The sequence below is a fragment of the Picosynechococcus sp. PCC 7003 genome, assembly GCF_001693255.1.
GTDB lineage: Bacteria > Cyanobacteriota > Cyanobacteriia > Cyanobacteriales > MRBY01 > MRBY01.
This window is the reverse complement of record NZ_CP016474.1, coordinates 1,030,773-1,051,214: the sequence shown is the minus strand read 5'-3', so window position 1 is coordinate 1,051,214 and position 20,442 is coordinate 1,030,773. Positions and strand designations below refer to the sequence as shown.

At 49.7% G+C, this 20,442-nt stretch carries 24 protein-coding genes; 8 read left to right on the top strand and 16 right to left on the bottom strand.

Going from position 1 to position 20,442, the window contains the following annotated elements; translation table 11 throughout:
• Positions 1 to 28: 28 nt before the first annotated feature.
• The 4 genes from AWQ21_RS05075 (at position 29) to AWQ21_RS05060 (ending at position 3,081) form a co-directional block, all read left to right on the top strand.
• Entirely contained in the window at positions 29 to 778 is a 750-nt protein-coding gene (locus AWQ21_RS05075; protein WP_269465848.1) for an ABC transporter ATP-binding protein, read from the top strand.
• A gap of 238 nt (positions 779 to 1,016) precedes the next feature.
• Positions 1,017 to 2,072 carry a hypothetical protein gene (locus AWQ21_RS05070; protein ID WP_157094699.1) on the top strand — a complete coding sequence of 352 codons (1,056 nt, stop codon included), beginning with the start codon at positions 1,017 to 1,019 and terminating at the stop codon, positions 2,070 to 2,072.
• A 132-nt stretch (positions 2,073 to 2,204) separates the two neighbouring features.
• Positions 2,205 to 2,648, top strand: a complete 444-nt coding sequence (locus tag AWQ21_RS05065) for a SufE family protein (RefSeq protein WP_065713594.1) — start codon at positions 2,205 to 2,207, stop codon at positions 2,646 to 2,648.
• 67 nt (positions 2,649 to 2,715) lie between these two features.
• A complete protein-coding gene (locus tag AWQ21_RS05060) occupies positions 2,716 to 3,081 on the top strand; it encodes a hypothetical protein (protein WP_065713593.1) in 366 nt (121 codons plus the stop codon).
• Between the two features lie 111 nt (positions 3,082 to 3,192).
• Here the strand turns inward: AWQ21_RS05060 and AWQ21_RS05055 are convergent, their stop codons facing one another.
• From AWQ21_RS05055 to AWQ21_RS05040, 5 genes are all read right to left on the bottom strand, one after another.
• Positions 3,193 to 4,254, bottom strand: a complete 1,062-nt coding sequence (locus tag AWQ21_RS05055) for an Mrp/NBP35 family ATP-binding protein (protein ID WP_065713592.1) — start codon at positions 4,252 to 4,254, stop codon at positions 3,193 to 3,195.
• A 14-nt stretch (positions 4,255 to 4,268) separates the two neighbouring features.
• On the bottom strand, positions 4,269 to 5,156 hold the full coding sequence (gene crtR, locus AWQ21_RS05050) for a beta-carotene hydroxylase (protein WP_065713591.1): 888 nt from the start codon (positions 5,154 to 5,156) through the stop codon (positions 4,269 to 4,271).
• A 154-nt stretch (positions 5,157 to 5,310) separates the two neighbouring features.
• Positions 5,311 to 5,478, bottom strand: a complete 168-nt coding sequence (locus AWQ21_RS16165) for a hypothetical protein (RefSeq protein ID WP_157094698.1) — start codon at positions 5,476 to 5,478, stop codon at positions 5,311 to 5,313.
• A gap of 24 nt (positions 5,479 to 5,502) precedes the next feature.
• The gene (locus tag AWQ21_RS05045; RefSeq protein WP_065713590.1) at positions 5,503 to 6,312 is read right to left on the bottom strand and encodes an EI24 domain-containing protein; all 810 of its coding nucleotides are present in this window, start codon (positions 6,310 to 6,312) and stop codon (positions 5,503 to 5,505) included.
• Positions 6,313 to 6,359: 47 nt separating this feature from the next.
• The gene (locus tag AWQ21_RS05040) at positions 6,360 to 7,187 is read right to left on the bottom strand and encodes an SDR family oxidoreductase (protein ID WP_065713589.1); all 828 of its coding nucleotides are present in this window, start codon (positions 7,185 to 7,187) and stop codon (positions 6,360 to 6,362) included.
• Between the two features lie 69 nt (positions 7,188 to 7,256).
• Between AWQ21_RS05040 and AWQ21_RS05035 the strand changes: the two genes are divergently transcribed.
• On the top strand, positions 7,257 to 8,132 hold the full coding sequence (locus AWQ21_RS05035) for a lysophospholipid acyltransferase family protein (RefSeq protein WP_065713588.1): 876 nt from the start codon (positions 7,257 to 7,259) through the stop codon (positions 8,130 to 8,132).
• Here the strand turns inward: AWQ21_RS05035 and AWQ21_RS05030 are convergent.
• The 10 genes from AWQ21_RS05030 to pgl all read right to left on the bottom strand — a co-directional run bounded on the left by AWQ21_RS05030 (position 8,129) and on the right by pgl (position 17,052).
• Entirely contained in the window at positions 8,129 to 8,917 is a 789-nt protein-coding gene (locus AWQ21_RS05030) for an ABC transporter permease (protein ID WP_397428184.1), read from the bottom strand. The genes AWQ21_RS05035 and AWQ21_RS05030 overlap by 4 nt on opposite strands.
• A gap of 124 nt (positions 8,918 to 9,041) precedes the next feature.
• Positions 9,042 to 9,380 (bottom strand): circadian clock KaiB family protein, encoded by a 339-nt coding sequence (locus AWQ21_RS05025; protein ID WP_083997966.1) that lies wholly within the window; start codon positions 9,378 to 9,380, stop codon positions 9,042 to 9,044.
• A 14-nt stretch (positions 9,381 to 9,394) separates the two neighbouring features.
• Complete coding sequence (locus tag AWQ21_RS05020) at positions 9,395 to 10,558, bottom strand: cysteine desulfurase family protein (RefSeq protein ID WP_065713586.1); 1,164 nt, start codon at positions 10,556 to 10,558, stop codon at positions 9,395 to 9,397.
• 167 nt (positions 10,559 to 10,725) lie between these two features.
• A complete protein-coding gene (locus tag AWQ21_RS05015; protein ID WP_065713585.1) occupies positions 10,726 to 12,192 on the bottom strand; it encodes a glycosyl hydrolase family 57 in 1,467 nt (488 codons plus the stop codon).
• Between the two features lie 251 nt (positions 12,193 to 12,443).
• Positions 12,444 to 12,749: an NADH-quinone oxidoreductase subunit NuoK gene (gene nuoK / locus AWQ21_RS05010; protein ID WP_198158715.1), complete on the bottom strand. Its 306-nt coding sequence runs from the start codon at positions 12,747 to 12,749 to the stop codon at positions 12,444 to 12,446.
• A gap of 23 nt (positions 12,750 to 12,772) precedes the next feature.
• On the bottom strand, positions 12,773 to 13,390 hold the full coding sequence (locus AWQ21_RS05005; RefSeq protein WP_065713584.1) for an NADH-quinone oxidoreductase subunit J: 618 nt from the start codon (positions 13,388 to 13,390) through the stop codon (positions 12,773 to 12,775).
• 62 nt (positions 13,391 to 13,452) lie between these two features.
• Positions 13,453 to 14,064 (bottom strand): NAD(P)H-quinone oxidoreductase subunit I, encoded by a 612-nt coding sequence (gene ndhI / locus AWQ21_RS05000; protein ID WP_065713583.1) that lies wholly within the window; start codon positions 14,062 to 14,064, stop codon positions 13,453 to 13,455.
• Between the two features lie 51 nt (positions 14,065 to 14,115).
• Positions 14,116 to 15,234 carry an NADH-quinone oxidoreductase subunit NuoH gene (gene nuoH / locus AWQ21_RS04995; protein ID WP_065713582.1) on the bottom strand — a complete coding sequence of 373 codons (1,119 nt, stop codon included), beginning with the start codon at positions 15,232 to 15,234 and terminating at the stop codon, positions 14,116 to 14,118.
• Positions 15,235 to 15,444: 210 nt separating this feature from the next.
• Positions 15,445 to 16,257: an FHA domain-containing protein gene (locus AWQ21_RS04990; RefSeq protein ID WP_065713581.1), complete on the bottom strand. Its 813-nt coding sequence runs from the start codon at positions 16,255 to 16,257 to the stop codon at positions 15,445 to 15,447.
• Positions 16,258 to 16,293: 36 nt separating this feature from the next.
• On the bottom strand, positions 16,294 to 17,052 hold the full coding sequence (pgl, locus tag AWQ21_RS04985) for a 6-phosphogluconolactonase (RefSeq protein ID WP_065713580.1): 759 nt from the start codon (positions 17,050 to 17,052) through the stop codon (positions 16,294 to 16,296).
• A gap of 95 nt (positions 17,053 to 17,147) precedes the next feature.
• Here pgl and AWQ21_RS04980 point away from each other — a divergent pair, with 95 nt between their 5' ends.
• On the top strand, positions 17,148 to 17,975 hold the full coding sequence (locus AWQ21_RS04980; RefSeq protein ID WP_065713579.1) for an HpsJ family protein: 828 nt from the start codon (positions 17,148 to 17,150) through the stop codon (positions 17,973 to 17,975).
• A 135-nt stretch (positions 17,976 to 18,110) separates the two neighbouring features.
• Here AWQ21_RS04980 and AWQ21_RS04975 read toward each other — a convergent pair whose 3' ends face one another.
• Positions 18,111 to 19,235 carry an RNA-guided endonuclease TnpB family protein gene (locus AWQ21_RS04975; protein WP_065715224.1) on the bottom strand — a complete coding sequence of 375 codons (1,125 nt, stop codon included), beginning with the start codon at positions 19,233 to 19,235 and terminating at the stop codon, positions 18,111 to 18,113.
• 29 nt (positions 19,236 to 19,264) lie between these two features.
• On the opposite strand from AWQ21_RS04975, the gene AWQ21_RS15865 reads away from it, so the two are divergent.
• Complete coding sequence (locus AWQ21_RS15865; protein ID WP_315862233.1) at positions 19,265 to 19,411, top strand: ribbon-helix-helix protein, CopG family; 147 nt, start codon at positions 19,265 to 19,267, stop codon at positions 19,409 to 19,411.
• Positions 19,412 to 19,624: 213 nt separating this feature from the next.
• Positions 19,625 to 20,389, top strand: a complete 765-nt coding sequence (locus tag AWQ21_RS04970) for a DUF502 domain-containing protein (RefSeq protein ID WP_065713578.1) — start codon at positions 19,625 to 19,627, stop codon at positions 20,387 to 20,389.
• Positions 20,390 to 20,442: the final 53 nt, after the last annotated feature.

The window sequence follows — 20,442 nt, the reverse complement described above, 5'->3', positions numbered from 1 at the left end:
CGGCAGACCCCAAAGATTGTGGCCTAGAATGAGGATCAACTGTGCGATCGCCCAACAAAAATCAATGATCGAAATCCATAATCTCTCTAAGGTCTACGGCCAAGGGGACACTCAAATCTATGCCCTCAAACAGGTAGAACTCAGCATCCAAGCCGGAGAATACTGCTCCATTATGGGGGCGTCGGGTTCCGGCAAATCAACCCTGATGAATATCATTGGTTGCCTCGATCAGCCCACCAGTGGTGATTATTTCCTCGATGGTCAGAATGTTGCCACCCTCAGCGATCGCCAACTGGCCACCATTCGGAATCGCAACATTGGGTTTGTTTTCCAGCAATTTCATCTCTTACCCCAGATGAGCGCCCTCGAAAATGTCGTTTTGCCGATGGTCTATGGCAATGTCCCCCCCCAGGAACGGCGCGACCGGGCCGTCGCTGCTTTGACTAAAGTGGGTTTGGGCAGTCGTCTCTATAATCGTCCCAACCAACTCTCCGGAGGGCAACAACAACGGGTGGCGATCGCCAGGGCGATTGTGAACCGACCATTGCTGCTGCTAGCGGACGAACCCACCGGCGCTTTAGACTCCCGGACAACCCAAGAAATTTTAGAGTTATTTCAAACCCTCCATGACGATGGCATGAGCGTGGTGATGGTCACCCACGAAACGGAAGTGGCCCGGCAAACGAAGCGGATTATCTGGCTCCGGGATGGCCGGATTACGCACCCGAACCTAAGCCCTGCGGAAATGATCCAAGTGGCCATGGCTCCAAGCACCTAAGAATCCTACGGGAGTGGTATGCAATTTGGCGATCGCCATGGTTCAATTCAGATACACTTGGGACAAGACTTTGGAGAACCCTGCCCCGCCAGGGCAATTCCTTGGGGATGAGCCCATTGAAAAAACGATAAAATTTCGCAAATTTTGTCAAACTTGGCTAAATCCCTTGGTACACTGCAGAGCAAAACCCATTACATCTCCTGTTTCCCTTTCGCGTCCCGTCTACATCAGCACAACTATGAGCAACTTTAACTTCCCCTCGCCAGAGCCAACGCCCCCCGAGACCGAAGCTAACTTCAATCAGTCTCCCCCCCAGGCCCCCGAGACCGAAGCGACCAGTGCCGTAGATCTGGGTCATTCTGAAAAACAACCACCAGAGTCTTTTAGTCCTAGTCCCACGATTCCGAAGCCAAATCCCAACGCCGATGGCTATGTCATTGCCCACAAACTGAGGCAGCACAACCGCGAACTGGTTAAAACCGTTGTCCAACTCGAAGAAGCTTTAGCCGAATCCCAAGAAAAGCTCCAGGCCCACATTATCCGTTCCCGCAGCGCCGACAGTCTCATTACCCAGCAGAGCGACGAACTCAATACGAGCCAGCAACAGCTTAGTCAGTTGGGACAAGAGCTTGAACAAGCCAAACAAAATGCCCGCCAATACCAAGAGATGCTCGCAGAATTAGAATACAAATTCCAAACCAGTCAAACGCAGTTGGCGAAAATTGAGCGCGAATGTGCCCTGCTCCAGGAATCCTATAACGAGCAGCAGCAAAAACTGTTCGCCGCAGAACAAGAAATTAAGGATCTCCAGGTACGGCTCCAACGGCAACAACGCTACACCCTCCAGTACAAATCGGCCCTGGATGAATGCGCAGATATTCCCGTGGAAAACGATTTGGCAACCGGGGAAGCTTCGATGCCCAAGGCTTCTAACATTCAACCTTGGTCTGAGCCGGACACAACGACAATTGAGCCAGCAATACCGGCGATCGCCAAAGCAGATCCCCACACCGAGGCTGACCTTGATCGTCAGTTAGCGGCCCTCGAAGAAGAAATCGAAGGAATGGAAGCATCCCCTGGGGCCGCTTCAGGGCTGAAGCCTACCATGAGTTTAAAAGCAGCCCTCCGGATTACCCCGCCTGTAACAAAACGGCGGGTTAGGGCGCCCATGGAGACTCCAGCCAAAACAGAAGCCAACAATAACTGGCCTGCGCCGACCCTCAACAGTCCCCGGAGCCAGAAACGACCGATGTCTGCGCCGGTGGTTGATTTACCGGCCTTTTTACGGCACTAATTTCTGTTGTAAACATTGGGTCTCCCTAAGGCCCCGTTGGTGATTGACCCAGTGGCGATCGCCAATCTTTTTTTGTCACAATATTTAACAATAGAAGTTTTGAATTTTGTAGACGTTTATTTTTAAGTGATTATGCCTAGAACGTTGCCTGCTAACCTCGAAAAAATCGTCAGTCGGTTTAAGCGAAAAACAGATCCCAAGCAAAAATATCAACAGCTTTTGTGGTACGCCAATAAGCTCGAACCCATGGTCGACAGCGAAAAAAATGCCAATAATAAAGTCCATGGTTGCGTTTCCCAGGTCTTCATTACAGCAGACTACGAAGCGGGCAAAGTGACTTACCATGGGGATTCTGACGCCCAACTCGTGAAAGGATTGGTAGGACTGTTGATTACCGGTTTAAATGGTTTATCTCCCGCCGAGATCCTGGCGATCGCCCCGGACTTTATCGAAGAAACAGGTCTTAATGTGAGCCTGACGCCGTCCCGGGCCAACGGTTTTTACAACATTTTTAAAATGATGCAAAAAAAAGCCAAGGGCTTCGAAGTGGGGTTGGAAGCGAGTTCCAACTCATAAATGAGAAAATTTTGATATCATTTACAACAAGTAATGTTGTTTGTTAAAAAAAGAAAATTCAAATCTTATGGCACTTTTTGGCTTATTTGGCGGCAAGAAAAAGAACGAAACTCCCAAGAGTGATTACTTCCTCGACTTTGAAGAAGCCCAGACCCTTGGTGATACCGAATTGATGAAGAAGTCCGTAACCATTAAGCGGACTTTTCCGAAACTGAAGGGTCAAGGGGGCGCAACCGTCGTGACCCAAGTTTCCTCGGAAGTAGCCCGTAAGCTGAACAAAAATCAGCAAGCTGTATCCCAAGCGACAGAAGCAACTAAGGCTTCTTCTGAAGCTGCCAGCACCCCCATCACCCCTGCGGCACCTCGCCCCAACCTCAAGGTCGATAGCAGCATGGACATGTTCCGTAACATGGCGAAGAAAATCAACCGCTAATCGTTAAGAACCATTGCGATTTTCGACGGTGATTTTCAGAAATATTCACCAAAAAACCGGGGGCTGATGCCCCCTTTTTCGTGTTAATTCAGTTGAATTTAGGGATTCAATTTAGGCCAGGGCAGCCACAGAAACCTTTGCGGCGATCGCCTTAGCAATGGAGACCAGAGCCTTGGCCGAAGCAGATTCCGGTTGGGCGACCACAATCGGTACCCCAGTATCGCCCCCTTCCCGGAGCGCAATTTCTAGGGGGATGCAGCCGAGGAGAGGTACATCTAGCTCGTTTGCAGTCTTTTCGCCGCCCCCAGAACCAAACAGATCATATTGGCGATCTGGCAGATCCGGCGGGATAAAGTAGCTCATATTTTCAACAATTCCCAGCACATTAACTCCCATTTGCTGGAACATCTTGAGGCCCCGACGGGAGTCTAAGAGAGAAACGGTTTGGGGAGTGGTGACAATGACAGCACCGGCCATGGGTACCGCCTGGGCCATCGTTAGTTGGGCATCACCAGTACCGGGGGGCATGTCAACGATGAGATAATCTAGCTCTCCCCAGTTCACTTGGTAGAGAAACTGACGAATGATGCCATTGAGCATCGGCCCCCGCCAAATCACCGGTTGATCCGGATCAATTAAAAATGCCATGGAAACCAGTTTGACCCCATGGTTAAATTCTGGCTGGAGAATATCTTGGCCGCCTGTTTTATCGACCTTAATCTCTACTTCGCCAATGCCCATCATGTTCGGCACATTTGGCCCGTAGATATCCGCGTCCAAGAGGCCGACTTTTGCGCCAGTTTGGGCCAGGGCGATCGCCACATTCACTGCAACACTACTTTTACCAACGCCCCCTTTGCCGCTGGAGATGGCAATGATGTTTTTGACATTATCAATGCCCTGTTGGCTAGGCAGCGCCTTTTGTTGCGGGGTTTCGGCGGTAACTTCCACATCTACGGCATTGACCCCAGGTAAAGGCAGCACAGCATTTTTGCACTCCTCGACGATAAATTCTTTGAGGGGGCAAGCGGGTGTGGTCAGCACCAGGGTAAATTTCACCGTGCCATTCTCCACAGAGACATTGCGGATCATATTGAGATCCACCAGGCTTTTTTGAAGCTCAGGATCTTGAACGGGACGGAGGGCAGCCAGAATTGCTTGGGTATCAGCCATAACTTCAGGAAAATTTAGGATTTAGGTTTGTGGTGCAGGCGAATGCCCACAAAAATATCGTAGAGGAAACTGAGGAAATCTTTCCCCTGGAGCAGCCCCAATGATTGGGGAGAACCCTTTTGATCTAACAGGGGCTTGATGTAGTAATAGGCGGGTTGATACTTATACCAAGGAATCGAGGGCCACAGGTGATGTACCAAGTGATAGTTTTGCCCAAGGATCAAAATATTGAGGAGCTTGCTCGGGTAAACCCTGGCATTTTTCCAGCGATCGCGTTCTTCAAAGGGGCGATGGGGCAAATAATCAAAAAACAAACCCAGGGCAATACCAACCACCAACGCGGGGACAAACCAAAAGTTCATGATGTAGCCAATGAAGCCATACTGGATACCCAGGTAGACAATGACGCCCAAAAAGGCACGGCTGAGGAACCACTCTAGCAACTCGTAATTTTTCCACAGACGACGCTTGAAGAAAAAGATTTCGTGGTAGAAAAAACGGGCGGCAATCATCCAGAGGGGGCCGCCGGTTGAAACGAAATGGTCGGGGTCATTTTCAGGATCGTTGACGTGGGCGTGGTGCTGGAGATGGACTCGGGTAAAAACGGGAAAAGCGAATCCCAACATGAGAGCACTGGCATGGCCCAGGATGGTATTGACCGCACGGTTGCTATGGGCGGCGCGGTGGGACGCATCATGGATCACTGTTCCCGCAAGGTGCAGCGCTAAAACATTTTCTAGGAAGCAAATCCAGTCATACCAACCCCAAAACCAATAGCCTCCCACGGAGGTGGCGATCAATCCGACTGCAATGATGATCATCCACACATTGGGGTTCATCCCACCAGGGGGACGCAAATACTCCCTTGACATTACCAATGATGACGCTGCCGCCGCCGTCATAAGCTCCTGTTCTCCTCGATGTCTGTGAAATTTGGTTAATCCTTGGGTAGTTTACAATACTTAAGGCTAATTCATAAACCTTGATGTGCCATGGACACCGCTTAAAAAAAATCAAAAAACGTTTGTAATTCAACGTTTCTGGGCTAATTTAAAGCTAGCCATTTGCTACTGCGGTGCGTTTGTAAAGTACCAAGTCAATGGTTGCTTTCTGCAGTTTATCGTCTTCTTCCGAGGCGATCGCCCCTTGGGGTTTGACAATTAAGAGGATTAATGTTCCGTGGCGTAATTGATAAATAAGTAAGCTTGTCCCATCGAGAAGCATTAAGAGAAGGGAATTCCTAGGTTTCTAATCGTCACTGGCGGGGGGATTTAGCTTTGGCAACAGGCGATCGCATACAAACAGAGTGCCGGAGGCAACGCAGAGGGGAATTGTGACAAGATTGAGCAAAGGTAGGCTGATCAACCCAAGACAAACCAGGCCAAACCCCGCACTACCCGGTAAAGCCTGATAAACTTGCCGCAACTTTTGGCGAAACGTAAATCGCCGCCTCTCAAGGGCGGCATCGAAAAAATCAAGGCAAATGATCGTTAGGGTTACCGCCAGGCCTCCCAAGGAAGATAGAACGCTACCAATTCCCGGCAAAAAGTTAATCCCAAACAGCAAGGGGGCGATCGCCAAGACCAAAGCTAGTTTTTTTAGTTCAAAGAGAATGGCGCGGCCAATATCGCGGATAATGCCCACTTCAATGATTTCCAGGCGACTGGTGCGGAGTTTTTCAATTTTTTCTGACAGTTGGCCATACCAAGGGGCACCAAGAATAACGCCAAACTGTACCAGTAGCAATCCAACCGCAATAAACACTGCCGCGATGAAAATAAGGCCTAACAGCCCCCCCAGAAAATTTGCGCCGTAATCTAACCACTGTAACCAGGGAGGTAAGCGATCAATTAAGCCGATCAGACTGGTGCTCACCCAAGTGTAGCCAGTCCCCGCCGTCCGCCAAGCCCAACGCAGCGAAAAAGTATAAAGCAATCCACCCAGTACAACATTCACGCCAAGGGGAATCGCTAAATATTGCAAAAGCTTCGGGTGATGGGAAAAAAATCTCACGGCGCGGAATGGGTAACTGGCACCGCGAATAAAATCAATGGGCATATTTTTAGGTCAGCTCTACCTTGGGTCGTAACTCTTTGTTTCTCAATCTAAACTTCAATCGTCGGATGGCGGAATGTAAACCCTAAATTTTTTAATTTTTGGTTAGACACACGCACATTTAAAGGGCGATCAGAAGGTTGGCTCGCATCCCAGCGTACCGGGGGCAGGGCGTATTTTTCGGCCAAACGAGAGAGTAATTCCCGCCGGGGCAACGGCTCATCGCAAACAAGATTAAATAAACCGCTGAGGTTGCGAGCCTGGGCAAATTCGATCGCCGCCACAATATCTTCTAAATGAATCCAGTTACCGTATTCACTACCGTCACCAGGCCGGACTTGGCCCATGGCCCGCTGGAAAATTTTCTTGATTTCTCGGCCTTCACCATAGATGCCCCCCAAGCGGAGTATGCAAACCTGACGTGAATCTGTGGCGATCGCCTTTAGGGTTTGCTCCGTTGCCAAAAGAATTTCTGCAAAAACATGGGGCGGTTTGTCGGGGGTATTTTCATCAACCCAGGCACCGTGGTGATTGCCGACGATGGCGTAGCTGCTGGTATAGATCACCTGTTTAACGGTGTCGTTATGGGTGAGGGCCTGGGCGAGATTTTGCGCTGTTTTTAAATAGGCCTGTTGATAATTTGCTTCGGTGCGTCCCTTCGAACCCACCGCCAAAAGCACAACATCTTGACCTTCACAAAGCTCTTGGAGGGCTTCAGGTTGATCACCGCTGAGAACTTTCACTTGGTAGGCGATTTCTTGTAACTGAGGGACTTTTTCGGGGGTTGTTGTCGTCACGGTCACTTGATGATCCGCCGTTGTCCATTGCTTGGCGATCGCCTGGCCCACATAGCCACAACCAATAATTGCAATTTTCACCAAGGGAATTCCTCCTTAACAAACCATGCCATAATTTTAAGAACTGTAAAGTCCTGTTTTGTCGCTATTATGCCCCTTTTTCCGCCATTTCCGCCCCTGGATCCGCCCTTAGACGGTTGGTCCCTTGAGGGGCGCGACCCAGAAACCATTCGGCGTTTGCTGCCCCTCTGGGAGTGGCTCTACAAATTTTATTTTCGGGTAGAAACTAGCGGCTGGGAAAATTTACCGACAGATGAGCCAGTGTTAGCAGTCGGTTCCCACAATGGCGGCCTTGCGGCACCGGATATGTGGATGATGATGTATGACTGGTTTCAGCGGTATGGGGTTGAAAGACCCACCTATGGCCTGATGCACCCGAATATTTGGCTAGCTTTCCCAGAATTAGCGAAAATTGCCGTCAAAACGGGTGCAGTTCAAGCGCATCCGAAAATGGCGATCGCCGCGTTGAAGGCCGGGGCCAATGTCCTCGTTTATCCGGGGGGCGGTCAAGATGTTTTTCGGCCCCATGCCCAGAGAAATCAGATTTACTTTGCCGAGCGGCGGGGATTTATTAAACTAGCTCTGCGCCAGGGAGTGCCCATTGTGCCACTGATTTCCTGGGGGGCCCACGACAGTATTTTTGTCATTGAAGATATCTACGAACCCCTCAAAAAATTTTTAAAAGCGTTTAACCTGCCGTGGCTGTTTAACATCGACCCGGAGGTTTTTCCCATTTATCTCGGTTTACCCTGGGGGGTCGCCTTTGGCCCCCTACCCAACTTTCCCCTGCCGACAAAAATGTATACACGGGTCTGTCCGCCGATCCGCTTTGAAAAATATGGCCGGGCACCGGCGGGCGATCGCCCCTACGTTGAAGCCTGTTACCAGCGGGTTTTAGGGGAAATGCAACGGGAATTAGACCAATTAATCGCTGAGGTGGAATCCCGTCCGAAAGATTGCCCTTAACGGCGATCAGCCGGATTTAGCCAGGTATTTAAGCCTTCTCCCAGTAGCGATAAGCCCATCACCATCAGGGTCATGGTTAACCCCGGAAACAGCGCCGTCCACCAAATCCCCGTTGGCAAAGCATCGAGGGCAAGGCGCAGATCGTGGCCCCATTCCGGCGTTCCATCGGGTAAGCCCAAACCCAAAAAGCCCAAGCCCCCCAGAATCAAAATCGCATCGGCGGCATTGAGGGTAAATAATACCGGCACGCTCTGGATTACATTGCGAAATAAATATTTCGACAAAATTCGCCTCGGCGTTGCACCCATGGCCTGAGCTGCTTCGATAAACAATTCTGTTTTGGCGCTGGTGGTGCGGTTGCGGACAAGCCGGAAATATTGGGGCACATAGGAAATACTCAAGGCGATCGCCGCATTAATCACCCCTTTTCCCACCACAAAGGCGAGGGTAACGGACAATAGCAATCCCGGTAGGGTATAGATCGTATCCATCAAAAAGAGCAGTACCCGGTCCACCTTGCCGCCGAAATATCCACTCACCATGCCGAGGGGGACACCAATGATTAAACTCAGGCTTGTGGCTAGTAGTACCACCTTGAGGGCCGCCTGGGTGCCAAAGAGGGTGCGGGACAAAACATCATAACCCTGGCGACTCGTACCAAACCAATGGTTCCAACTGGGAGGACTGTGGATCGGGAAACTCAGGGAATCGAGGGGGTCTTTCAGCCAGCCAATATTTTGTAAGAGGGGTGCGCCAAGGGCGATCGCCACAAATAGCCCGGTCATCGTCACCCCCACCAGGGCCAGGCGACGCGAAAGTTTTGCTTCAGGATTTTCCCCTGCCATAACAGCCCACATTAAAACAGAACGTCTGTCAGTATAGCGGTTGGGCGGTCTCTCCCCATGGCTTCTACCAAATATCTAAACCAATCAAAATACTCTCCCGGTCGGATAAATCACCGATAAATTTTCGTAGGGGGGGCGGTAATTTTTTGATTAGCGTCGGGGTGGCAACGATCCGTTCTGATTCAGCGAGGTCGGGATGCTCGTAAATATCGATGATCCGGATTTCGTGGCGTCCGGAGAGATATTCACTGCAAATGCTTTCTAGTTCGTTGATCGCCCAGCGGGAATGGCTATTGCCGCCAGCAACGTAGAGATAGAGCACATAAAATTCATTTTGTTTGTGGTGGATGGGAGGGCTTGGATCCCGCTGCGGGGAGGGATCATTGGAGAAGTCAGAAGCCATGTATTTTGGTCAGGTTATGCCAGAAGCACGGTAGGTTGTCGCTGCAAAATTTGTTCGAGGGCGATCGCCGTCCATTCTATATCTTCCATTTGGGTTTGTGCACCTAGGGTTAAGCGAATCCCGGAGAGGGCCTCTTGATCGCTGTAGCCCATCGCCTTGAGGGTCGTGCTGGGATTCAGCTTCCCACTGTGGCAGGCAGACCCTGCACTAATGCCGATTCCGGCGAGGTTCATTTGACGCACGAGGGTTTTCCCGGTCAGGCCCAGGAGGGGTGAATCTTTGCGCAAGGCAAAACTGACATGGTGCGGTAGGCGGTGATGGCGATCGCCTGTAATTTGCAGATGTTCACCACTGCTGCCTCGGTTTAACAAAAAATTGCGGAGGTAACTCAGGCGTTCAATTTCTTGGGCCATAGTTTCCTGGGCGAGTTCGGCGGCCATCCCCAAGGCGACAATACCGGGTAAATTTTGGGTGCCGGAGCGCAAGTTGTGTTCTTGGCCACCGCCGTAGAGTCGGGGCTGAAGCTCAATGCCATCGCGTACATACAACGCACCAGCCCCTTGGAGGCCATAGATTTTGTGCCCAGAAAGAGAAAGCAAATCCACGGGAAGCTGGTGTAAATCAATGGGAATCCGTCCCACGGCCTGAACCGCGTCGGTATGAAAGATGATGTTGTGTTTTTTGGCGATCGCCCCCAGTTCGGCAATGGGTTGAATGGTGCCCACTTCGCTCTGGCCATAGATCACCGAAATTAAAATTGTATTGCTTTGAATCGCCTTTTCTAGATCCTGGGGGTCTACCTGCCCGCGGCGATCGACTCCGAGTCGCGTCACTTGCCAGCCCTGAGTTTCGAGGAAATCTGCGGCCTTGGCGATCGCCGGATGTTCCACCTGGGAAATAATCAGATGTTGCGGCTCTCGGTACTGGTCTGTAATGCCAAAAATCGCCAGATTATCTGCTTCGGTGCCCCCCGCCGTAAAAATAATTTCATCGGGGTTCGCTACACCAATGAGGCTCGCTACTTGCATCCGGGCCATTTCTAGGAGGGTGGCGGCCCGATTGCCCCAACCATGTAAGCTGGAGGGATTGCCCCAGGTTTGGCCACAGACTGCTTGCACCCGCTGGATCACCAAAGGATGGGGGGGCGTTGTGGCGCTGTAATCAAGGTAAATTTGCATGGTGGGCGATCGCTCAATGGTTCCCTTAGCATACGCAAATTAGGGTCAACCCGTCAGCCTATGCAACTCAGGGAATATCCTAGGATAATGCAAAGTCAAAGCAAGAAAAAACTCCCCCAGTCCAAGACCGGAAGAGTTACGCCATCACATCACTCTAGGTACAAGCCCTAAGCCAAACTTGCAAGCCCATCACTGTAGAGCTTCCGGGCATAGTCCGTCCAAGTGCCCTGGCCCCAATAACGGAAACAACTGGTTTCTACCAACAGCAAATACAACAAAGATCGCTGATAGGCTTCTGTTTTCGTCACGCTGGGGTCTTCGGCCACGAGGCGGTCATATTTTTCATGGAATTTGGCACTCAGTTCATTCATCGGCTCCAGGACATTTTCATAGCCCTTGACCCAACTGAGATCATTCGTCCAGGAAGCGCCATCCACATGGAATTGGTGATCATGCTCATTCAAATAGGCGATCGCCTGATTGACGGTTTCTGGCGTAACACCTTGATTTTCCGCCTCCAGTCTTGTCCAAATCTTCGCTTGGCCCACCGCCTGACACACCGGATAATCGGCTTCGGTAATCCCCTTCGCTTCTAGGAGTTCAAGATATTCCGTGCCGTTAAAACCCACAACACTACCGTCGTTTTTAATGTCGTGCCAAGCCGGGAGATAGCCCCCAGGGAATTCATTCATCATCACGCCGCCATTTTCCCCGTCGGCAATCTGGGAAACCAAACAAGGCACTGCTTGACCGCCCAACTGTTGGCGATCGCGGCTCTTGGCTTCGTAATAGGGTTGCATCTGGGCCACCAGTTTCGTATCCGACCCCTGGGTTTTAATCAGTGCCGTAATGCTGATTTCCTCACCCCGGGAATTTTTCACCACCAGGCGATTGGGGAGATACTTGTCATCGTGGTGTAAACCAGAACCATCCAAACGCTCCACGGAATGTTCCTGCACCAAGAGCCAACGGTAACCACATTCCTTGAGGGCTTTGATGTATTCAAAGAGTGTATCCGGGTGGTTGGGGAGGTGCATTTCTGGGGGAGAAAATCCCTTAACCCGCTTCAGGGCTTCGACCCCAAAGATTTCCGCAAAATAATGCTGCCAGGCCTGAATTTGCAATTTTAAATCGGGGATGGGCGTCGAAGGGGCAACCGCATGGCTCCACATAGTGCCTAGCCATTCCACATAAGGCTGATAACGGGCATCGGTGGTGATTTTTTTGAGGTTATCGAGGACGTCTTCCCGGCCCATTTGCCGTAGACCCCAGAGCAAGTTCCCAGAATAATCCAACATAATCCGGGGGCTGCAGCCTGCCTCTACTAACTCAGGGATGAATTCTCCCATACGGCTGTAGCACCAAGCAAACACCGTGGCATTGTGGTTATCACCATCGTGGGGATTTTCCATCATATGCTGCAAATTGCAGATGAGTGCGCCATCGGTTCCGGCGGGAATGGTGGGTTGGTGCATATGCAGGGCACAGGCAAACCCAGCCTTCACTTGATCGAGATTGAGATCACTCCGGTCGAGAAAGATTTTTTCGCTGTGATTGACAATCTCTGAAATTTCCTGCTCCTGACCGCAAATATTGGGTAATTGGGTTGCTTGAGGAGAAAGTGTCGAAACCATGTATTTTTCCTTATCTATCTTTATCGCAATCACGGGACGATGCTTGAGGATTGCTACGGCCAATCCCACAATGTCGTTTGTGCTGTCGTGGTCTTAATGTTATCTCAATCCTTTGATAGTTAAGTTTAAGTTTTAGTTTATCTTGTTATTATTTGATAACCTTATGTTTTATGAAGAAAAAAAGAGAGACCAGTAGACTGATCCCTCTCAAAAAGATGAAGTTTATTAACGTTATGCTTGGATTTGCGGAGCTACCATTTCAGCAAATTGAACTGTTCCATATCGATGGTGTTGCGGTTGCGGTAAATGGCTAGGATAATCGCTAGACCAACGGCGGCTTCGGCAGCGGCAACGGTCAGGACGAAAACGGTAAAGACTTGTCCTTTGATTTCGCCGGGGTCGAGGAAATTAGAAAAGCCCATAAAGTTGAGATTGACGGAGTTTAGCAAGAGCTCAATGGACATCAAAACGCGGACGGCATTGCGACTAGTGACTAAACCATAAATGCCGATGCAAAATAGGGCGGCAGCGAGAACCAGGATGTATTCAAGTTGAATTTGCATGGGTGTCAAAAAAAAGCTTAGTTTTGTTCGGATTTGGGGCTACTGGCGGCGGCGAGCTCCCGGGGACGCTCTGGTAACTGAAGGCCGGTGCTGCCTTCGTCTGTGGTTGTAATCTCAGGAATGATGTCGCGACGGGCCAGAATAATTGCCCCCACCATGGCAATGAGGAGGAGTACCGAGGCCAATTCAAAGGGCAGGAGGAAATCACTAAAGAAATGTTTGGCGATCGCCACCACAGAATTCCCGACCGCTGCCGGAGAAATTGAAGACAATTCCCAGGGCGTTACCAAAACCATTGTGCCGAGGAGGGCAAAAAGACCCAAGCAAACTAGAGCCGTTGCTCCCTGACGAATGAGGCGACCAGGCATCTGACTAAAGTCTTCTTTTTTATTCACCAACATGATGGCAAACAAAATCAAAACGTTAATGGCCCCCACATAAATCAAGACCTGGGCCGCCGCGACGAAATCCGCATTTAACAGAATATAGAACCCAGAAATACTGATAAACACGCCTCCCAGCAAAAATGCCGAGTAGACAATATTTTCAAAGAGCACAACCCCAAGGGCCGACCCCAACATCATCAACATTAAGATGACGAACGAAACAATTTGAACATCTTCTGCTAAATTCACAGTTCTTTTTAAACTCCTGCTAAATTCACACCTGCACTAATCTTGCTTAACCAATTCGACTCTTATTGATCGGCTGTTTCTTGTTTCTTTTCGGCCTTTAGGCGTTCAAGAATATCTTCTGGATGTTCTCCAGCCCGTTGACTACCTTGAGGCAGATCATGGGGGTCAATGACACCTTGGGGCAAATAGGCCAACTCCCGGAGAGGCGTCACCATTGGGTCTTGGGTTACCTTGTAGGGCAGACGACCCAGGGCCACATTATCGTAGTTCAATTCGTGGCGATCATAGGTTGCTAATTCATATTCTTCCGTCATCGACAGACAGTTGGTGGGGCAGTATTCGACGCAGTTACCACAAAAAATACAAACCCCAAAGTCGATGCTGTAATGTTTGAGGGTTTTCTTTTTGATGCTTTTATCAAATTCCCAATCCACGACCGGTAGATTGATCGGACAAACCCGCACACAAACTTCACAGGCAATACATTTGTCAAATTCAAAGTGAATTCTGCCACGAAACCGTTCTGAAGGAATGAGCTTCTCGTAGGGATATTGCACCGTCACCGGCCGCCGCCGCATGTGATCAAAGGTTACCGAGAGACCCTGACCAATATACTTGGCTGCCTGGGCTGCATCCTTGGCATAGTCACCGACTTGTTTGAGGATTTTAAACATAGGACATGGGGTGAGAGGGTAAACAAAGAAGAGGAAAGAAACGACAAAAATCTAGCCCCCAAAGGCAAAGGGGAAAGCTAGTTTTAGGGCCGCCGTGAGCAATAGATTAACGAGGGCAACGGGAAGGAGAAACTTCCAGCCAAAGTTCAAAAGTTGGTCAATGCGCACTCGGGGTAAAGTCCAGCGTAGGAGGATAGCGATAAAGACCAAAGCATAGGTTTTGACGAGGGTCATAATGATCCCCAAAGAAGCGGTGATGACCTGGAGCCAAGGGGTACTGGGAGCAACGTTTAACCAACCGGCAAGCTTATCAAGGGGAATCGGAAACTCCCAACCGCCCAGGTAAAGAATCGATACAATCAGGGACGAAAGTACAAGGTTGACGTAAGAACCGACATAGAACAGACCAAACTTCATCCCGGCATATTCAGTTTGGTAGCCGGCGACCAGTTCTTCTTCGGCTTCCGGGAGGTCAAAGGGAAGACGCTCACATTCAGCGAGGGCCGCAATCCAAAAAATGAGGAAACCAATGGGTTGCCGCCAAATATTCCAACCTAAAATGCCGTAGCCGGATTGTTGTTCGACAATGTCAATGGTGCTCAGGCTGTTGGACATCATGGCGATCGCCAATACAGCTAGGGCCAGGGGGATTTCATAGCTGATTGATTGGGCCGCAGCACGGAGTCCCCCCAGCAGCGCATATTTATTGTTAGAAGAGTAGCCTGACATCAGCAAGCCAATGGGGGCAATGCTCGATAGGGAAATCCACAGAAAAATCCCCACATTTAAATCCGTAATCACCAAATTTTGTCCAAAGGGAACGATGAGATAGGACAAAAAGACCGGAATGACCACGAGAGCCGGCCCTAGGGTGAAGAGCCAGGGATCTGTTTTAGCGGGGACTATATCTTCTTTGAAAACCAGCTTTAAACCATCGGCCACCGGCTGTAAAACCCCTAGGGGGCCTGCATATTCCGGGCCAACCCGTTGTTGGGCTGCCGCTGAAATTTTTCGCTCTAACCACACAACGACTAAAACACCAACCGTCGCGCCAATAATCATTAGTAACAACGGTAGGGGTAGCCAAATAGTCTTGGCAATTTCATGGGACAATCCAAAGGATTGGAGGGTTTCGATAAAACTACCTTGAAGATCGATTCCTGAGTTCATAGGGGTTCTTTGGCCTGCACGATGGATTTTTAAGGGAATGTATCGAGGCAGGGATTTCCAACAAAAGTGACATCACTGAATTAGTATATCGTTGTTCCGGGAAACTCCGGTATCAGAACCTCTTAGGGAATTTTGGGGGGTATTGATAAGTTTTTCTAAACCAATGCGCCTCAATGGCTGCTGCAAGATGACAAGATTGGCAAATTGCCTTTAACTGATTTGGAAAATAAACGTCACTTTATCGCCTTTGCCTAAACCAATGCGATCGCCAGCCCGGAGTCGATGTCGATTGCCGACGAGGAGGGGTACATGGTTAATGTAGGTGCCATTGGAACTGCCGGTATCTTCGATGTAGTAGAGGCCCGCTTCTTGGCGTAGGTCTGCATGGATCCGTGACACCACCTCGGAGTTTGGAAAACCAGAGACATCAATATCTGGAGGAATGGTCTCGTTGGGTTTACCAATGTGAATCACATCGAGATGTTCGGGGATTTCCAAGGAAACCTGGGTTTGTACATGGAGCAAGCTCGCGGTCTGCACTTGAATTTGGGTTGCCTGCCTTGGCCCTTGGACAGTCGTCGGGGAAGGAGCGGGCGTTGGGGGCACCTCTGGGGTGGGGTCTGGTTCTTCAAAATCTAACGTAAAGGGATCGGGCAATTCTGGGGATTCAGCAACGGCGGGAGTTGCGATTTCTTCTGCCTCGAAAAAGTCAGGGAAATCAGGGAAATCAGGGAAATCCGCTTCGGGAATTTCTAGAAAGTCCATGGTGGGCTCAGGGGGCGCTGTGGGCGGAACGCTGGCACTGGGAGCATTGGGAACCACGGTTTTGGGTAATTCTTCGGGTTCTGCCATGGGAGCGGCCTGTTGCAGGTTAAAGCCACATTGACCACAGAAGGCGGCATTACTTTGGACGGCGGCCCCACATTGGGGACAGGCCGATGCTTGGGGGAGAGGGGTATAACAGGCTTCGCATTGGACAGCGCCGTCAGGATTTTGGTGGTTACAGTTGGGACAACTAATCATGACAGTGGGTGGTCAAGGGGAAAGAATGGTTTTATTTTAAGGCTCTGGGCGAGCTTTCGTTTGATAGATTGCTTCATCGGGGGCGAGGCGATCGCCAGCGGCAGCATCCAGGAGCCACCAGAGAACACCGTGGTCTGGGTTGATCAGTTTACTGGGGTAGGCACACCCGTCGGCGTCACTATGGAAAATTTTCTGGAGGGCCTCCTGTTTATTTGCCCCAGCGACAAGAAAAATAATACTGTGGGCGGCATTAATCAGCGGCACGGTAAAGGTCAGCCGGGGTTCTCCCTGTTTCTCGCCGACGGTGATCAGGCGATCGCCAACCGTTAGGGCCGCCGTTTGGGGAAATAACGAAGCCGTGTGGCCATCATCTCCCATGCCCAACAGCACAATATCAAAACTAGGCCAGGGGCGATCGCCAAAAAAGTTTCTTAATGTGGCATCATAGGCCGCTGCATCTTGCTGGGGATCTGCCGCCTCAGTGGGCATCGGGTGAATATTGTCCTCTGGAATCGGCACCTGATTCAGCCAGGCGAGTCGGGCCATCCGTTGGTTACTATCGGGGTGATCGGCGGGCACATAGCGCTCATCTCCCCAGAAAATGTGGAGTTGCGCCCAGGGGAGGGATTGTTCTGCTAATTTTTCGTATAACGGTTTGGGGGTGCTGCCCCCGGCAAGGGCGATGGTACAGACACCCCGAAGAGCGATCGCCTCCTCAATCCGGCCCATGACAATACGGAGCGCCCGTTTAATGAGTTCCGGTTTGTCATCCAGGATTTCCAAGTATTTTGTCATAAACTTTACAGAGGACGAACCATGCCCCCTAAAATAGCGTTACTCGTCATTCTAGTGGTGACATCCATAAACGCCCATTGACTGATACATAAAGTATGAATAATGTTCGCCTTGCTTCTTTTACGTCCCTGAGTCTCAAGATTTTGGGGGGCGTACTATTAATTTCTTCCTTTGTTGATTACGTCGTTGCCGCCTTCCCTTGGCTCCCCCTGGACAATGCTTGGCAAATTAATTTCACAAATCAGGTGGTTGGTAGAGGGATTAACCCCTTGATTGGGATTGTGGCTCTGCTTCTGGGCAGTTGGCTAGATGACAATCTCGGAAAATCAGCAAAACTGCGGGCTTCCATTACAGATGGTCGCTTTTTAAGTTTTATTTTTTCCCTCGTCCTTGGGGTGATTTTCTTAATCTTGATCCCCATCCACCTCGATAATATGCAGGGCATTCGGGAACAGGCGATCGCCCAGATCGAACAAGAAACCCAACAACGAGAACAACAAGTCCAGCAACAATATAGCCAGCTCCAAGCCCTCGCCCAAAATCCCGAGGCAAAACAACAGCTAGAGCAACAGATCCAAGAAATAGAAACAGCCCTCAACTCCGGTCAAGTGCCGCCCCAGCAGATCGCCGAAGTTGAAGCCCAAAGGCAAGAATTCCTCAACTATCAAAAATTTGTCAATGACCCCGAAGCCCTGAATGCACGACTGGAGGAACTACAGCAAAACGTTGTTGAGCTCCAGACAAAACAGCGACAAGAAGCTAACCGAAATGTCCTCCAGGAAATTATCCCAACCAGTATCCGGAGTCTTTTGTTAGGGATTGCCTATCTGATTGTGGGTTGGTTCGGCATCCGCAATGCTTGGTTCAACAAAACAACCCCATCCCAAGCCCCTAAACCCGAAGCACCCGCCGATTCTGAATAATATTTTCCGGCCTGGGGTGACCTCTACTGACAATTGTCACCCCATTTTTACGGACAAAGGATCATCCAGACACATTGGCAACCCCAAAGAATTCATTGACATACTCCCCGGCGTGAACGCATGGGGATTCTAAGCTCAGACAGCAATTGCAGGCTTTGCCTGTCTAACATCACCTAACTTAACGGTTGATGCCCCAACCGTACAAATATTTTTGGCTGCATTTTCATCACGCCCATTGACCGACTGGCAGGACAGACAACGCCATTCTCTAGTGTTGAGATCCAAGCTTTCCAACACATGACCACAGTGGTTGCAAGTCTTAGAACTGGGATACCAACGGTCGATGAACACAACTTGCTTCCCTTTCTTTGTGGCGACCCATTTAAGGATCCGAAGAAAGTCTCCAAATGCCAGATCAGAAACCTTTCGCCCCCACAACCGTTGCATTCCTTTCAAATTTAATGTCTCGAAACAGAGCACATCAAACTTGTTGGTTAATTCATGGGCGAGTTTCCAGAACCAGTCAGACCGACGATTCACCACATCTTCATGCTTACGAACTAGGTTCAGTCTGGCACGTTCTCGATTGGCGGATCCTTTAGGTTTCTTGGAGTGCTGACGACTGGCTTTCTTGATGGCGTGAATCGATTGTTTTAGGAATTGTGGTGACTCAATTTGAGTTCCATCCGAGCAAGTAAGAAACGTCTTGAGTCCAAAGTCAAATCCAGCGATGTTACCTGTCTCGAATTTGGTTTCTAACTCATCCGCGCTATCTATGACCACAACCAAAAACAATTCTCCAAGTGGAGTCCGTTTAATAGTTAAAGTTTTGACCGCTCCCTCTATCGGTCTGGAATTCCAATATTGATAGATCTTGTTCCCGATTTTGATTCGATTCCCGCCTAAGAATTTGTACCCGGCTTGTTTCAGGGTGAACGACTTGTATCGTTTGACCTTCTTAAATCCGGGCGGTCTAACTCCTTTTTTTTGATGCTTAAAGAACAGTCGGTAGGCTTTCTCAATACGCTGACAGATATCTTGTACCGCCTGAGATCCTATCGTTTGCCAAAACGGGGTTCGTTTCCGCAACTTGGCAATATGGCTCTGAAGTTTGTTGCAGTTCAAGTGCTCCCCCCACATTCGGTAGTACCGTTTGTGAAGTGCTATGCAGTGGTTATAGATCACCCCAGCCGCATTGATACTGCGCTTGAGATGTCGATTCCGCTTGCTTTGATAGAGCTTGAACTTTAGGGTTCTCATGCTACCATTGTATATCATATCGATATACAATGACAATGAAGAAAAGCGTGTTTTTTAGGTTGGCAGATGAAGAGTTTGAGAGGCTTGAAGCCTATTGCAAATTCACTGGGCGATCTAAGTCTGATGTCTTAAGAGAGTACATTCGATCCCTTAAGATAAAGAAAAAGCCGTCCTAGAAGGCTTGTCTTGAGCTTGCTGAAGGGACGGGGCTTTAGACCCAATTTTTCGGTAAAATAGATTACGTCGTCTTTTTTCTTAACATTTCACTTATTTTTTTATCCTAGTCCTCAAAATTTCACTGATTTCCTAGACCCACAAACGCGGCTTCCCACTGCGCCAATCTCCTCGATTTCGTCCACCATCTCCCTACCAGGAAACTTCGCCCTACCGTGTTAGAACGTCTAAAACAAGATTTAAAAAACGATCTGATCGCTGGGTTGCTTGTCGTCATTCCCCTAGCAACCACCATTTGGTTGACGATTACCATTGCGACTTGGGTGATTAATTTTCTGACGCAAATCCCCAAGCAAATTAATCCGTTCGATGGCCTGGATCCAATCTTGACCAATGCCTTAAATATTGGCGTTGGGATCACCGTTCCCCTGACATTCATTTTGGTGATCGGTCTGATGGCGCGAAATTTTGTCGGGCGTTGGTTATTGGATGTGGGGGAACAAATTCTCCAGGGCATTCCCTTGGCTGGCGCAATTTACAAAACTTTAAAGCAACTGCTAGAAACCCTTTTGCGAGATTCCCAGAGTCGTTTCCGCCGGGTTGTGATGGTGGAATATCCCCGACCTGGTGTTTGGACTCTTGGTTTTGTCACAGGCACCGTGAGCCCCCAATTGCAGGCCCATGTGGCCGATCCGCTTTTAAGTGTGTTTATTCCGACGACTCCGAACCCCACCTCTGGCTGGTATGCGATGGTGCCGGAAAATGACGTAATTAATCTATCGATGTCCATTGAGGATGCCTTTAAAGTCTTGATTTCTGGGGGGATTGTGAGTCCGGAAGCAGAGTCTGAGCGAAAATCGGTGCGGGGCACAATCCCTCTCAATCTTACCCGCCGTAAAAAGTCCCGTGAATTGGAGCGTCCCCTCGAAGAATTGAACAGTCCCCAGGCGGATATGCTTTCTCTAGAGGAAGAAGTGTAGTTTAATGGTGCCTCCAAGTAATTAAGCAATAATTTGCTTTTTTTTATTTTTTT